Raw genomic sequence first — 13,569 nt, 5'->3', positions numbered from 1 at the left:
AAGCGAGATGATCCAGAACTATGGCCAGGAAGAACTACTCCGAGGAGTTTCGTCGTCAGGCCGTCGACTTGTATGAGTCCACGCCGGGGGCCACGGTCCGCGGTATCGCCGAGGACTTGGGCATCGTGCGGGGCACGTTGCGCCATTGGCTCGAGGCGTATGGGACCGGCAAGAAGACAGCTGCCGACGGGACGCTGACCACCAGCCCGCTGTCCAAGACGGCCTTCTCTGTGCCGCCAGGGGACGAGACGCCGGAGCAGAAGGTCGCCCGGCTCGAAGCCCGGGTCAGCGAGCTCGAGATCGAGGCGACCAAGCTGTCCACCGAGCGGGAGATCCTCCAACGGGCGGCTAAGTATTTCGCCGGGGAGACGCGCTGGTGAGTCGCTTCCAGTTCGTCGCCGACAACTCCGCCACCTTCGAGGTGAAGCGACTGTGTGAGCTCCTCGAGGTGACGCGTTCTTCGTTCTACGCCTGGAAGGAGGCAGCTGCGGCCCGGGCCGAGCGGGCCGCCGCGAACGCCGACCTCGAGGCCCGGATCCGCAAGATCCACGCCGCCGACAACACCGTCGGCGCCCCACGGATCACTGCCGAGCTCAACGACGGCGCCGCCACCGAGGAGCGGGTCAACCACAAGCGCGTCGCCCGCGTGATGAAGGCCGCCGGGATCGTCGGCTACGCCAAGAAGCGCCGTGTCCGCACCACGATCCCTGACCAGTCGGGACAGAAGGTCCCCGACCTGCTCAACCGGGACCTCACCGCCGATGCCCCGAACCTCCGCTACGTCGGCGACATCACCTACCTGCCGCTGGCCGACGGGACGAACCTCTACCTGGCCACCGTCATCGACTGCTACTCACGACGGCTCGCCGGCTGGGCAGTCGCCGACCACATGCGCACCGAGCTCGTCGACGACGCGCTCAAGGCAGCTGCCGCGACCCGCGGCAGCCTGGCCGGGGCGACCTTCCACAGCGACCACGGGTCGGTCTACACCTCCAAGGACTACGCCCGACTCTGCGCCGACCTCGGCGTCACCCAGTCCATGGGTGCGGTCGGGTCATCAGCGGACAACGCGCTCGCCGAGTCGTTCAACGCCGCCCTGAAGCGGGAGGTCCTCCAAGACGCCGCCTGCTGGGCTGACGAGCTCACCTGCCGGCGCCAGGTCTTCAGATGGCTCACCCGCTACAACACCAAACGACGCCATTCCTGGTGCCGCTACCAGTCGCCCATCGCCTACGAGACAGCACGCACCACCGCTACGCTGCCAACCGCTGCGTAATCACACCCCGTGTCCAAGATCCGGGGGTAGGGCCCCGGGATCTTTGTCATTCGACCGTGCCCCCTGTGTGCGAGCTGGGCCCGCCCTGCGACCTCGCAGCAGTAGCGCGTGCTGGTGCACTCGCGAGCTGGTGGAGTCGACTGAGACCCGCCAGTCGATACCGCCACGAGCGTTCGGCCTGGACCTGCAGCGCGGTGAGGACTTGTCCCAGGTCCCGTCGGTGGAGAACCTGTGGTGGCGCTTCCAGACCGTCTGCCACGGGCCGAACTCCGACGGTAGATCGCGCCAGACGACTCCTGTGCGGTAGCGGAAGATCGCGCCCTCGAGGAGCAGACGGTGATCACGCATCGGCCGGCCCCGGCTTTCCTTCACCGGCGGCAGGACAACCTCGATCTGCTCCCACATCTCGTCATTGAGTACCGCCATCCGGGTCATGAACCGAGGATCAAGCCCCGATCACGCTCGATATTGGAGACACCCCCTAGTTCGGCGGTGCCGCCATACTTGCGCCAGGATGCATGTCCATGAGCCACGCGTGACCCGGAAGTACCTCGACCGCGGCCTTCCCGCTCCCCATGACAGGCACTCGCCCCCCCGTGGGGGTGGGCAGCGGCAGCGCGCTCACGCACATGCCTGGTGCATGAGTATCCGACATAGTCGTCGGGATCGCTCGATCGAGACGGCCCGTGCCGCGGAAGGACTCGACCGCTTTACGCGTGGGGAGCGAGGCGCCGGTGCGCGAGCTGGGTTACCTCGTGCCAGGTCGCCTGGCTCTCCTCACGCTGTCTCTGCAGCACGGCGCTCCGGCAGCGGGCCAGCGGCGCCTCGAGCCCGATGTGGAACTCGACTAGGAGGTCGGTGTCGGCGACCAAGTCTTGGGGGGCGAGGGCGCCGACTGGGAGTGTCCGCCACAATCGCGCCAGGGTGCGCTGCTGACGGCGGAGGTCGGTTAGTACGCGCAGCAACACGTCAAGCTGAGCCCTGAGCTCGGGGGCGAACTCCCCCGCGCCGCAACTGCGTACCAGTGCTTGCTGGGCCTTGAAGGTCTCCCCCAGATCCTCCAGCCGGGTGATGATGTCGCTGCGCGCCGCACCGTCGTGCTCAGGGTGCAGGACGCGAGGGCGCATGGTCCGCTCGAGCGTCATTGCGGGTTCCCAACATGGAGCGGGACGCTGAGCACGATCCGGGCTGCGTCGTGCCCGAGCAGGCGTGCTTCGACCGGGCTCGCGTCAACCACCCTGTCGACCAGGTGGCCGTCCGGGAACTTCGCGTGAGTCAGGCAGACCGCGCCGTCGACCACCGCAAGCCCGACATCAAGCGGGGCCGTCTGGGCGGCCGCACGGGCGGCCGCCTCCGAGTCGCCACGCGGCGGCACGACCCTGCTCGGTACGCCCTCCTCCTCGATCCCGGCCAGGGCGGCGCGCACCAGGTCGTCGTCGGCGCTTCCGGCTACCAACACGTGCGGCGGCTCGGGCTGTCCGCTCCCACGGCCCGTGCCGCGGCGCAGCTCAGACATCGGCGGTCTCCTTCATCTCGGCGAGGCCTTCCACGTACGCCATGACCAGGCCCGAGGCGACGGCGTTGCGCGGACCCTCGGTGCCGCGTACGTTGCCCGTGCCGCAGACGATGCCGAAGGGGGCGAGCGCGTCCGCGATCAGTTGCGGGATCTCGAAGTCTAGGGCGCTCCCCCCCAGCAGTACCACGAACCCGACCTGTCGAAGGTCACCGTGGGGAGCCACCGAGGTGAGCGCACGCAGTGCGTTGACCACGAAGACCCGCTCCTTGGCGGTGCGCCTGATCTGGCGTACGCGCTCCACGCTGTGCTTGGTCGGGATCGGCGCCATCGACTCCCCGTCGAGGGTCACCACGCGAGCGAACACGTTCGGCGGAAACGGCTTCTCGGAAAAATGCACAGTGCCGTCCTCGAGCCGGGAGTGGTAGAAGCTCTCCACTCGCGCCAGGGGGTGCTGCTTGATCGCCTCGGCCACCTCGAGGTTGTCCAGGCCGAGCTCGGAGGCGATCAGCTTAGAGACTAGGTCACCGGCACCGGACACGTGCGTCGCTCGGATGCTGCCGTTGCGCTCGATCACGGCGGCATCGGTCGAGCCACCCCCGAGGTCGAGCACCACCAGCGGCTTGTCGGTGCCCGGTGTGGTGAGCGCCCCCCGTACGGCCATCTCGGCCTCGACACCCCCGATCACGGTGCTGACGTCCGCGGCCCCGGCCTCCAGCAGGTGCTCCTCGATGACGGCCGCGACGGACTGCATGCCGCTGTGCTTGGTGCTCACCATCGCCGCGAGGGCGACGGCGTTCTCCAGCGCCACCTCCCCGGCCAAGCCACCTCGTACCTCCTGCGGCACGAAGGTGTCGACGGCGAGGATGTCGCGGATCTGCATGTCGGACTCGGCCAGGGCGAGGAGGTCCGACATTGACTGCCGCACCTTGGCGAGCATGCCGCCCACGTTGGTGCCGGCCTCACCGGTCGCGTCCTCCAGCTCGCCGACGCGCGCGAGGGTCGCCATGATCGCCGGCGCGCCGCGGTTGACGTCGATGCTGAGGCTGCGGTCGCGCCCGATCAGCTGCAGCGCACCGGCCGGCACGGTGTGGTCGCTCACGTCCCCGTGGGGAGTACGCACGACGACGGCCGAGCGGTTACCGGTCAACGCGCGCGCCACGGGCGAGACCGTGCGGGTCTGGTCGGCGTCAAGTCCGAATACGGTGGCGATGCCGTAGGCATTGGACAGCGTGCGCACGGTGTGACCGGGAGCCGCGACCTCGACCGCGGCGAGCATCCCGATGGGGACGGCCTCCACGAGCGAGACCTCGTCCACGATGGGCATGAGCTGCGAGATGCGGTTCCCGACCAGGACTGCGTCGTCGTTGCGCAGCACGGCTGCCTTGGCGCTCACCCCGCGCTGGACCGCGGCCTCGATGAGCCGCGCGGCGCCCTCGAAGTCGTGCTGGCCGCCCACGACGACCACCACCTCCGCTCCGGCGGGGACGTCCTCGAGGTCCTCGATCCGCACGGTGGTCCCGACGCCGAGGCCGAGCCCCCCGGGGTCCGCGGATCGTGTCCAATCATCGTCGACTCGGTGATGATGGTCTCGGTGACGGTCTCCATGGCCAGTCCGCTGATGACCGGCGTGGCCTCGTTGACCAACACCGTGTCGAGCTGGCCGAAAGCCACGTCGGCGTTGGCAAGCGCGTGGCGCAGCGAGCGCAGCACGCCAACGCTGTTCTTCGGCGTGCCCTTCACACCAGAGGTCGGGGTGAGAGCGGAGGCGAGGTGCTCGGCCCGTCCGTCGGGGTGGATCCGGGCGACGCTGGCCTCCGTGGTGGAGTTGCCGATGTCGACTCCGGCAACGATGCGGGGCTCGGGGGGCATGGGGCTCCCATCAGTGGTTGTGTGCGTGGCGCCCTGCGCGGCGGTGTGCGCAGGACGTGGTGGTGGACGGGTCGGGCGCCATGGCGGGGACCCGACCCGTCCAGAGCCGGTCAGGCGTACTGGGGCTGGACTTCGACGGGCTTGGCTCCCTGGACGATGATCTCGGTCTCCTTCAGGTGCAGTAGGGCCGCCTTGGCCTGCCAGCGTGGCCGCGCCATCTGGTCGTTCAGCGTCGGCACCGGTTGTGGCGACTCACCCTTGGCGTACCGCGCGGCGTTGCTGCCGACGCTGCGGTAGGTCTTAGGCTCCATCAGCGGCGACTGCGGGAACAGCTCCAGGCTGGAGAGCCGCGGCAGGTCCCGCTGGTGGATCATCGTCGTGCCACGAGACAGGATCCCGATCCCGATGCCGGAGCCCGACAGCTTCGCTGCCGTGTGCGCGATGAGGGCCAGGTCGGCGCTCGACTTGATCCGGATCACCCGTGCGGTGACGCCCTGCTCCTCGATGCCTGCCAGCACCTCCCGCATCACGACCGCATGGTCGATCCTGGTGATCGTCATGGAGAAGAAGTCCGCGAAGGCAGGCGAGATCGCCAGAACCACCTCGTCGGGCCGGGTTCCCGGGCCGGCGGGCCCGCTCTCGAGGAGGGTCAGACTGCTCTCGGATGCGACCGTGCTCATGGTCCTCAGACCTCCTGCTCAGGGTTGGACGCGCTGGTCACGTGGCGGAGTCGCTTCATTTCTTCCCACCGCTCTCCGGAGGGGCGGTAGCCGGTGCCCGGCCCGGCGTAGTCGTTGTTGTCGTTGATCGCCGAGAGCGGCTCCATGTCCTTCAGGATCGCCGAGGTCTGGAGCAGGTCACCCGAGACGCGCTGCCGGAGGACGCCGAGCAGGTTCTGCGCCACGTCGGTGAAGCCTTCGGACTCCAGCGCCTTGATCAGGTCGAAGCCGGTGATGCCCCGGTCCATCACCGACTGCGCGCCCTTGAGGTCCTCGATCACGTCACGCGGGATGCAGTCGTTGCTGCCGTTGGCGTAGACCGCCTCGGTGACTTCCTCGTCAGAGATCGGTGGTAGGTCGAGGTGGTTGAAGACCGCCTGCAGCGCGTCGCCACCACGCTGGCGAGCGGCGAGGATCTCCGGCTCGGGCACGTGTCGCAAGCCGCCGTCGATCTGCAAGTCACGCTGGATCGTGTTCCAGTCGTCGAAGTCGTCGGTGTCGACGTTGGAGCCTGCGAACATGTTGTCGTAGTTCGGCACCGCCGAGAAGCCAGAGACCACAAAGTCGGTGCCCGACATCATCTGCGGCATCATCCGCGCCGTGCGCCGCATCGGCGAGTGCGAGAACGACTGGTCGTTACCGGAGGCGCACTCGAGGTCGACCATCGAGGCGATCAGGTTCTCGGCCGCGACTGCGCGGATGCCGGCCGGCACCGCGCCGGGCACCCCGATGCACGAGATCGAGCCGTTCTGCAGGCCCTGGCTCCCGGCGCCCTTGGCGATCAAGATGCAGCGGATCTCCAGGAACAACATCGACTTGCCCTGGGCGTTGCCCATCTGGACCTCGGAGCCGGTCCCGGAGGTGAACCGCATCTTGATGCCGCGCGAGGCGTACGACGAGGCCAGGAACCCCTTGGACCACGGGGTGTCGTCGCCGTCGACAAAGACGGGCTCGGTGCCGTAGACCGAGATCGTCTCGGCGTAGGCCGTGATGCCGCGCATCCCAAGCGCCAGCTCGGTCGCCTCCTCCAGCGCGCACTGTGTCAACGTGCCGCCAGTGCCGACCTGGCTGCCGATCTGCTGCGCCATGGCCACCAGCGGGGCGTAGCGCACCACACCGAGCGTGGTCTCCACCTCGTTGAACCCACGCAGCGTGGCCTCGGCCGCGTCACAGGCCACCTGCACCGGGTTGTCACGCGCGCTGGTGCAGTGGGCCTGGTTGGCCGGAGTGCGACGGGCACGCATCTTCTGCAGACCCATCATGATCTCGACAATGTTGAGGTTGTTGGCCACCTCCAGCAGCTTCGCCGGGGTCAGCCCCTTGACGACGTCGCGGACGTCCTCGCGCGACGTGGTCGGGTCGACCACCATCCGGGCGATCTCTTGGGCCGGCAGCGACATCGACGCCTCGGCGAGGCTGGCGTCGATCGCCTTGTCGGCGATGAACTGGTCGATGAAGTCGAAGTCGGCGCGCGCGGTGCCGTCCATCTCGGTGATCACACCGTCATCGACGGTGATGCTGGGCTTGGGGTCGAAGTCGCTGTCCATCGCCACCATGCCCCTCTCGGGCCATTCCTCAACGAAGCCGTCGAGGTTGACGGGGCGGCTCTCCAGCACCTCGGTGCGCAGACTGTGCCGGATGGGGGCGGGAGTGTTCTCCAGGGCGGTCATGGTGTGTCCTTTGCTTCCAGGGGCCTGAGTGGTCAGTCGGCGTCGGCGAGGACGCCGCGACGCTCGTAAACGTCGGCGGCCTCGCGGACGAAGTCAGCGGTGATCGTGGCGTTGTACTGCTCCTCGAGCTCGGTCGCGATGTCGAGCAGCTCCTGCTTGGTGGAGGCGTTGGGACGGAGCGCGTTGTAGATGCCCAGCACGCGCTCGTCGGCGACGGCGGTCAGCTCGGCGGCGCGACGCAGATTGGCGCCGAGCTGGGGTCGTCCGGCAGCCTCGGACAGCGCCGCCTGGAGACGAAGCGTCTCGGCGCTGACCCGCAGGTCCTCCGCCCTGACGTCTCCGGACATCACGCCGTCTAGCGTGATCTCTGAGAAGGCCTTCCCCGTGGGTGTGGTCAGCAGCTCCGGCCGCTTCACGCTGAGCGGATAGTCGGCCGCTGTCAGGGCGGGTTGACTCATGTGCTTCCTCCTGGGAATGGGGGCGCCCGGTAGTCGAGACCGGGGCGATCCGCGGTGGGTTATCGTCGTGCCCAGCACTGTGAACCTCGCCACGTTGCGTCGACGCTGCATGGTGGGGACCGGATCCAGGAGGGGGCAGAACAGGGTGAGTCCCATGCGCGCGCTGGTTGCGGAGTCCTGGCATCGCTCGCACCAGGCAGGGGTCGACGCCGACTTGTCCGAGGCACGGACTTGGATGGAGCGGCGCGAGGTCCTGGACTACCGGGCGGGCCACATCCTCGCGCCGGTGTACCCCCTGATCTTTGACGTCCTCGGGCGGGCCGCCGTGCAGACCGACTGCGTGCTGGCGGTCTCGGACGGGCAGACGCGGTTGCTCTGGGTCGCGGGACGCCCCGGGGTCAAGCGGCAGGCGGAGTCCATCCGCTTCGTCGAAGGCACAGACTGGGCAGAGGACCGGATCGGGACGAACGCCCTCGGGACCTCGATCCGGCTCGACGACGCGGTGCACATCAACTCCCGCGAGCACTTCGCGACCTCCGTCAAGGACTGGTCGTGTGCTGCCGCACCGATACACCATCCGGAGACCGACGCTGTCCTAGGCGTGGTCGACGTGACGGGAACGGGCATCATCGACACACCGCAGACACTGGCGATGGTCAAAGCCACCGCACGAATGGCCGAGAGCGAGCTGGGTCGACTGCTCATCCTGCGCCGCGCGCTCGCTCCCGAGCCGAACCCGGACGCCGAGCGGCCTCTGTTGAAGCTTACGGGATTGGGGCGTCCCGACCTCCAGGTCGAGTGGGGCGAACGCACCGGGCGGCTGAGCCGCCGCCACAGCGACATCGTTGCTGTCTTGGCTGAACAACCCGACGGGGTTTCCGGCGAGCAACTCTCCTTGGCGGTCTACGACGAGGACATCCAGCCCTCCACGATGCGCGCCCAGATGACCCGACTGCGCGGGATCCTCGGCGCCGGCTTCCTGCACTCGCGGCCCTACCGGCTCGAGGTCGCCATCCAAACCGACTGGGGCGATGTAGTCGCCGCGCTGCGCGGGCGACGGCTCGATGAAGCCGTGCGCCTCTATAAGGGTCCGCTGCTGCCGGCTTCGGACGCCCCCGGAGTCGTCGAGCAACGCAACGTCCTCGAGCGTGAGCTGACCCAGGCGCTGCTCACCAGCCACAGCGCCGACCTGCTCGCCTCGGCCACGAGGTCGCGCTGGGCCAGCGAAAACCTCGAACTGTGGGAGCGGCAGACCCAACTGCTGCCCCGTGACTCCCCTCTATGGGCGGCGTCGCTGAGCCAGGTCCACAGGTTGCGCACGGAGTACGGCATCGCGGCTCCGGGCCCGCGCGTTCCCAACCGGCTGCACCGGTTATGACCATCACGCAGGCTGAGCACGTCCACGCTCGACTGGCAGAGCTGGGACCCTTCGTGGGGCACGACCCGCTGCCGCCGAACGGTGTCGCCGACGGCTGGCGCCCATGCGCGGAGCTACTGCGCTCCGCTGCCTGGATCGAGCAGCTCGTGGAACGCACCCGGATCGGCCTGGCCCTGGGTGGCAGCGTGGCGGAGGTTGACGTCGAGGACCGGGTCGCAGCCTCCACGGCGCACCTCGGCGTCCTGGCCCGTTTGGTCTCACCGGCCGTAGCCCTGACCGCACTCACGCGCCATGCCCCCGACCTCGGTGCCCACCTGTGGTTCCGCTTCGACAAGCACCGGCTCCAGGCAAGACTCGACTACGCGGGACTCGTCGACGATGCCGCGTGGGCGCGGGCGGACGACTCCATGACCGGACCGCTGGTGCGTGCCCTGCTGCTGCCTTTCGGCGATCTGCTCGCTGGGACCACCGGCCTCACGCCCGTCATCGTGCTCGGCAACACCGCCTCTGCGCTGCGGGGTGCGGTCACTGTGCTGCGCGGCGCGTCGCCGGCCGTCGGCTCGGTCGCGGAACAGCTGGTAGGCGACCTGCTCACCGTCTCGGAGCTGAGTGGCAGCTGGGTCGTCGCTCCGGATGGACCAGCGGGGCGGATCAGGTGGCGCCGCCAGAGCTGCTGCTTGTTCTACCGAATCCCAGGAGCGGGCCTGTGCGGCGACTGCGTCTTGACGCGCGTCCCCCGTCGGTGACGCGCAACGCTGCGCAACGTGACCATGGTTACAGTCCCGGAACTCGACAGGACGGTGTGAGGATGACGCAGCAGATCACCAGACCCAGGCCTGAGCGCACGAGCCATCCGGTGTCTCATCTGCCCGCGCGCGGGGCTGCCCCTGAGCCACGGGCGACGGCGGCGACCGAGGCTCAGCGGCAGCCCTGCCGCACAGCCGTGCTCACCGGTGACGAGCTCGTACGCCGCGGCCTGCTCGACGTCCTCGGCACCTATCCTGGAATCGAGCTGGTTCCGGGCGATCAGCGTCCGGAGTCACTGCGGCGGCTCGCGGAGGCGAGGCAGGTCGACGTGGTGGTGCTTGATCTTCCCAGCGCGGAAGACCGCTCCGCCGGGATCTTGGAGGTACGGGCCGTCAAGCTGGCCAACCCCGAGCTGACCGTGGTGCTGCTCGCACGTGAGCTGCCGGACGACGACGTGCTGTCAGCGGTGTCCGGCGGGGTCGACGCACTGGTCTCGCGCTCTTCACGGGTCGAGGACCTGCTCGCTGTGATGCATCAGGTGGTCGCGGGTGAGCCGGCGCTGGACCGCCACTTCTGCAGCGCCGTGATGCGCGCGCTGCGGCGCCAGCACACGGTCCACGGTGCCTCGCTGACAACGCGGGAGCGCGAGGTCCTCAGCCTGGTGGCCCTGGGGCAACGCAACAACGTGGTGGCCCGGACCCTGTTCATCAGCGAGTCCACTGTCAAGTTCCACCTGCGCAACATCACCGACAAACTCGGCGCGACCAACCGTGCCGAGGTCGTCTCTATCGCAGTGCGGCTCGGCCTGGACTGACCCCCGGCGGCCCGGACCCCACGGTCCGGGCCGCCGAGCGACTCACTTGTCGCGCGTCTTCGGAAGGGCAGCGACCCCGGCTGCGGCGACCTCCATGTCTTGGGCGACTGACCCGGCGCTGACCCCGATAGCGCCAACCGTGTCGCCGCGACGGCTGAGCAGCATGCCGCCGCCGAAACTGACCAATCCGCCCGAGGTCCACTCGAGCCCGTAGAGCTCGGCACCGGGTTGGGTGATCCCGCTCAGCGCGTCCGTAGGCAAGTTCATCATGATGGCCGTCCGCGCCTTCCTTTGTGAGATGTCGACCGAGACCTTGATGGCAGCGTCCATGCGCGCGAAGACCACGAGGTGGCCTCCGTCGTCGCAGACCGCGATGTTCATCGGCTGACCGATCTCCTCGGCCTTGGCCTTGGCGGCCGCGAGCACCGCCTCGGCCTCCTCCAACGTCAAGCTCGCCGGCATGGTTCTCCTCTCCCGAGCGACACCATCGTCGCTGCTGCGGACCCGAGAGCGGATCCGTCTGAACGGGAGCCTAGTTTTCGCGACCCGTGCACGGAAGGGGTCAGCTGGAGACATGCCGGCTGCCCACCCGCGGCGCCAGGTCGGACCTAACCAGCTGGATAGGTAAAGCCCGTCCGTCTTCCAGCGAGGACATGGGAATGGGACAGGTCTGTGCCGCACCCTCCACCCGGGTCCTCGGTACACCTAGAGTGCGCAACGCCGCAGTCCGCGGCTTCACAACCGAGCCCGCGACGAAAGCCTGAGGTGCCACGCGTGTCCAGTCTCGATAGCATTCTCTGGGAGGCACTGGGGTTGCCGATTGTCAATCCTCTTATCGGTGCTGCCTCGGCGGCACTGCTCGTGATGGCGATCTGAGCAGCCGTGACGGTCCGACTGACTCGCATTTACACCCGTACCGGCGATGACGGCGAAACCCACTTGGGCGACGGATCCCGCACGTCTAAGGGTGACCCGCGGCTCCAGGCCTATGCAGACTGCGACGAGACCAACTCTGTCCTCGGTCTCGTCCTCGCCCTCGGCTCGCCGACACCGCGCACGGCTGAGATCATCCGCCATGTGCAGAACGATCTGTTCGACTTGGGCGCCGACCTGGCAACCCCGATCGGCACGCAGCGGAAGAAGACGGAGCTGCGGATGTTGCCAGAGCAGGTGCAACAACTTGAGGAGTGGTGCGATGAGTTCAACGAGTCTTTGCAAACCCTGACCAGTTTCATCCTGCCGGGCGGCAGCCCCGCTGGCGCCCTGCTGCACCAGGCTCGAACCGTGTCTCGCAGGGCCGAGCGCAGCGCCTGGCTCAGTACGTCGGATCACGCGGTCAACAAGGTGACACTCCAATACCTCAATCGGCTATCGGACCTGCTGTTTATCCTGGCGCGGGTAGAGAACGGCGGCGAAGACCCCATGTGGGTGCCGGGTGGCCAGCGAGCCGGTCGGGGTGAGGAGCCGATCAAGAGCTGAGCAGCATCGCGATCTGGCCCTAACCTCGCGCTTTCATGGGGTGGGGTTCGTGACGCGAGGATCGGGCTGAGCTCCTTGGTGGTGCTGATAGTGGCACCTGGGTAGGACAGTGGCCCCGGTGTCGTCCGGGGTGGGCGTGGGTTTCACGGGTCCAAAGCTGGTGCTGGTCGTTGGGGCGGGTGGGCCGGGTTCTACCCGGGGACGGCCAGGGGTACGCCGAGTCGGTGTAGCTCACGGAGTCGGTCGATGGCTTGTTGGGCGAGGTGGGCCCAGGGCGCGTGTTCGGCGAGGTGCACGACGCGGCGTCGGGCGTGGTGGGCGCGGGTCGCGGGGATCGTGAACAGTCGCATCCGCAGCCGTTTGGGTTCCCAGCGGCGGACCTCGGTGCCGGGCAGTGCGAGCATCGGCATCCAGGCCAGCAGGTCGCCGGCCAGGGCGATGACGGCGCACCAGATCTGGTTCTGGTCGAAGTCGTGCAACGGCAGGGCACGCAGGCCGGTGTCCTTGGCGATGCGGATCCGGTCCTCGCACCGGGCCCGGCGGCGGTGGCGCAGCTCGAGGTCGGCGAGTTGGCCGTGACCGCCACCGGTGGGGGTGTTGGTCGCGAACGCGGTGACCCGGTGGCCCTCGATGTCGGTGATGCGCAGCTGGGCGCCGGGGTGGGGCCGTTCCTTGCGGGCGATCACGCGCATCCCCGCAGGCCAGCCGCCCAGGTCGAGCAGCCCGGTGAGCTCGGCGACCCAGGCCCCTTTCCGAATGCCGCCGCCAGCGTCGTAGGCCGGGGTCCAGACCTCCTCGGGGATGTGTTGCAGCAGGTCAGCGGTGTTGGTCGGGAGGGTCAACCCGACCGAGTAGGTGACCCGTCGCCCAGCGAGATAGGTGAGGAAGTCATGGGTCGCGCCGGCGCCGTCGGTGCGCACCAGCACCCGGCGCCCGGGCCTGGTCCCCGGGGCGTGGTCGGGGAGCTGGGCCAGCGCTTGGCGGGTCACCGCGATGTGGTCCGCGGCAGTGTTCGACCCCGCCCGCCCGGTGCGCAGCCCGATGACGAGGGGCTCCCCGGTCCCGTCGGTGCCGTGGTCGATTAACGCGCACAACGGGTGGAACCCGAACCCCTTCTTCCACGTCCTGCTCGCTTGTTCCTTCTCGGAGTGGGCGGCGATCAGGGTGGCGTCGAGGTCGATGACCATCGGGTGCTTCGCGGTCGCGGCGTGGTCGGGTGCCTCGGTCCCGGCCAGCGCCCAGGCCCGGGCACGGGCGCCGGCGCGGGCCCGGTCGATCGCGGCCAGCACCTTCGGTGCGTTGGCGGCGAGGGCGTCGATGGTCCGCGAGATCGTCGGATCGGAGGCCACCAGGCCGTAGACGCCGGGCTCGGCGCGCAACACCGCAACATCGGCCAGGCAGGTCCCGCCCAGGGCCAGGCTCAACGCGAGATCGAGCAGCACCTTGGCGGGGTCGTGGACCGCCAGGTCCTTGCGCCACGGGGCCAGCTCACCGCTCAACGCCCCGATCAGGTAGGTCAGGGCGATGGTCTCGGTCAACGTGATCCCACCGGCCTGGGCGACCGCGGCACACGGCGCGGTGTCGACCTCGACATGGGGGTAGAAGCAGGTAGTGTTCTTCACCTGGAAGGTGCTCCTCGAGCT

The 13,569-nt window shown here is 68.7% G+C and carries 14 protein-coding genes; 5 read left to right on the top strand and 9 right to left on the bottom strand.

From position 1 onward, the window contains the following. Positions 1-20 precede the first annotated feature (20 nt). Positions 21-1,276, top strand: a protein-coding gene (locus tag ENKNEFLB_RS08230; protein WP_214058744.1) for an IS3 family transposase whose coding sequence is annotated in 2 segments (ribosomal slippage) — positions 21-360 and positions 360-1,276 — 1,257 coding nt in all. Because the reading frame shifts where the segments join, the coding sequence is not laid out codon by codon here. Here the strand turns inward: ENKNEFLB_RS08230 and ENKNEFLB_RS23120 are convergent. The 7 genes from ENKNEFLB_RS23120 to ENKNEFLB_RS08195 form a co-directional block, all read right to left on the bottom strand. Next, a complete protein-coding gene (locus ENKNEFLB_RS23120) occupies positions 1,277-1,681 on the bottom strand; it encodes a transposase (RefSeq protein ID WP_420830545.1) in 405 nt (134 codons plus the stop codon). A gap of 305 nt (positions 1,682-1,986) precedes the next feature. Next, a complete protein-coding gene (locus ENKNEFLB_RS08220; protein WP_214058742.1) occupies positions 1,987-2,421 on the bottom strand; it encodes a hypothetical protein in 435 nt (144 codons plus the stop codon). Then, positions 2,418-2,792 carry a glycerol dehydratase reactivase beta/small subunit family protein gene (locus ENKNEFLB_RS08215; protein ID WP_214058741.1) on the bottom strand — a complete coding sequence of 125 codons (375 nt, stop codon included), beginning with the start codon at positions 2,790-2,792 and terminating at the stop codon, positions 2,418-2,420. Before ENKNEFLB_RS08215 ends, ENKNEFLB_RS08220 begins: the two co-directional genes overlap by 4 nt. Further along, positions 2,785-4,302: a diol dehydratase reactivase subunit alpha gene (locus tag ENKNEFLB_RS08210; RefSeq protein ID WP_246535906.1), complete on the bottom strand. Its 1,518-nt coding sequence runs from the start codon at positions 4,300-4,302 to the stop codon at positions 2,785-2,787. Before ENKNEFLB_RS08210 ends, ENKNEFLB_RS08215 begins: the two co-directional genes overlap by 8 nt. 469 nt (positions 4,303-4,771) lie before the next feature. Then, positions 4,772-5,341 (bottom strand): propanediol/glycerol family dehydratase medium subunit, encoded by a 570-nt coding sequence (locus ENKNEFLB_RS08205; protein ID WP_214058740.1) that lies wholly within the window; start codon positions 5,339-5,341, stop codon positions 4,772-4,774. 5 nt (positions 5,342-5,346) lie between these two features. Further along, positions 5,347-7,050, bottom strand: a complete 1,704-nt coding sequence (locus ENKNEFLB_RS08200) for a propanediol/glycerol family dehydratase large subunit (RefSeq protein ID WP_214058739.1) — start codon at positions 7,048-7,050, stop codon at positions 5,347-5,349. Positions 7,051-7,082: 32 nt separating this feature from the next. Continuing rightward, positions 7,083-7,508: a diol dehydratase small subunit gene (locus ENKNEFLB_RS08195; RefSeq protein ID WP_214058738.1), complete on the bottom strand. Its 426-nt coding sequence runs from the start codon at positions 7,506-7,508 to the stop codon at positions 7,083-7,085. Between the two features lie 154 nt (positions 7,509-7,662). Between ENKNEFLB_RS08195 and ENKNEFLB_RS08190 the strand changes: the two genes are divergently transcribed. The 3 genes from ENKNEFLB_RS08190 (at position 7,663) to ENKNEFLB_RS08180 (ending at position 10,447) form a co-directional block, all read left to right on the top strand. Next, positions 7,663-8,886: a sigma-54-dependent transcriptional regulator family protein gene (locus ENKNEFLB_RS08190; RefSeq protein WP_214058737.1), complete on the top strand. Its 1,224-nt coding sequence runs from the start codon at positions 7,663-7,665 to the stop codon at positions 8,884-8,886. Next, complete coding sequence (locus ENKNEFLB_RS08185) at positions 8,883-9,632, top strand: (2Fe-2S)-binding protein (RefSeq protein WP_214058736.1); 750 nt, start codon at positions 8,883-8,885, stop codon at positions 9,630-9,632. Before ENKNEFLB_RS08190 ends, ENKNEFLB_RS08185 begins: the two co-directional genes overlap by 4 nt. A 62-nt stretch (positions 9,633-9,694) precedes the next feature. Next, a complete protein-coding gene (locus tag ENKNEFLB_RS08180; protein WP_214058735.1) occupies positions 9,695-10,447 on the top strand; it encodes a LuxR C-terminal-related transcriptional regulator in 753 nt (250 codons plus the stop codon). 42 nt (positions 10,448-10,489) lie between these two features. Here ENKNEFLB_RS08180 and ENKNEFLB_RS08175 read toward each other — a convergent pair whose 3' ends face one another. Further along, on the bottom strand, positions 10,490-10,909 hold the full coding sequence (locus ENKNEFLB_RS08175) for a GlcG/HbpS family heme-binding protein (RefSeq protein ID WP_214058734.1): 420 nt from the start codon (positions 10,907-10,909) through the stop codon (positions 10,490-10,492). Positions 10,910-11,329: 420 nt separating this feature from the next. On the opposite strand from ENKNEFLB_RS08175, the gene ENKNEFLB_RS08170 reads away from it, so the two are divergent. Next, entirely contained in the window at positions 11,330-11,926 is a 597-nt protein-coding gene (locus tag ENKNEFLB_RS08170) for a cob(I)yrinic acid a,c-diamide adenosyltransferase (RefSeq protein ID WP_214058733.1), read from the top strand. A 191-nt stretch (positions 11,927-12,117) separates the two neighbouring features. Here ENKNEFLB_RS08170 and ENKNEFLB_RS08165 read toward each other — a convergent pair whose 3' ends face one another. Further along, positions 12,118-13,548, bottom strand: coding sequence for an IS1380 family transposase (locus ENKNEFLB_RS08165; protein WP_214058732.1), 1,431 nt, complete (start codon positions 13,546-13,548; stop codon positions 12,118-12,120). Positions 13,549-13,569 lie beyond the last annotated feature (21 nt).

It is taken from the genome of Nocardioides aquaticus (assembly GCF_018459925.1).
In the GTDB taxonomy this organism is placed as follows: domain Bacteria; phylum Actinomycetota; class Actinomycetes; order Propionibacteriales; family Nocardioidaceae; genus Nocardioides; species Nocardioides aquaticus.
The sequence above is the reverse complement of the archived record's forward strand: the minus strand, read 5'-3'. Positions and strand labels throughout refer to the sequence as shown.

Bases quoted from the DNA above. Each gene is read 5' to 3' on its own strand.
- ENKNEFLB_RS23120 (WP_420830545.1), bottom strand. From the start codon at position 1,681: ATGTGGGAGCAGATCGAGGTTGTCCTGCCGCCGGTGAAGGAAAGCCGG.
- ENKNEFLB_RS08220 (WP_214058742.1), bottom strand. From the start codon at position 2,421: ATGACGCTCGAGCGGACCATGCGCCCTCGCGTCCTGCACCCTGAGCAC.
- ENKNEFLB_RS08215 (WP_214058741.1), bottom strand. From the start codon at position 2,792: ATGTCTGAGCTGCGCCGCGGCACGGGCCGTGGGAGCGGACAGCCCGAG.
- ENKNEFLB_RS08205 (WP_214058740.1), bottom strand. From the start codon at position 5,341: ATGAGCACGGTCGCATCCGAGAGCAGTCTGACCCTCCTCGAGAGCGGG.
- ENKNEFLB_RS08200 (WP_214058739.1), bottom strand. From the start codon at position 7,050: ATGACCGCCCTGGAGAACACTCCCGCCCCCATCCGGCACAGTCTGCGC.
- ENKNEFLB_RS08195 (WP_214058738.1), bottom strand. From the start codon at position 7,508: ATGAGTCAACCCGCCCTGACAGCGGCCGACTATCCGCTCAGCGTGAAG.
- ENKNEFLB_RS08190 (WP_214058737.1), top strand. From the start codon at position 7,663: ATGCGCGCGCTGGTTGCGGAGTCCTGGCATCGCTCGCACCAGGCAGGG.
- ENKNEFLB_RS08185 (WP_214058736.1), top strand. From the start codon at position 8,883: ATGACCATCACGCAGGCTGAGCACGTCCACGCTCGACTGGCAGAGCTG.
- ENKNEFLB_RS08180 (WP_214058735.1), top strand. From the start codon at position 9,695: ATGACGCAGCAGATCACCAGACCCAGGCCTGAGCGCACGAGCCATCCG.
- ENKNEFLB_RS08175 (WP_214058734.1), bottom strand. From the start codon at position 10,909: ATGCCGGCGAGCTTGACGTTGGAGGAGGCCGAGGCGGTGCTCGCGGCC.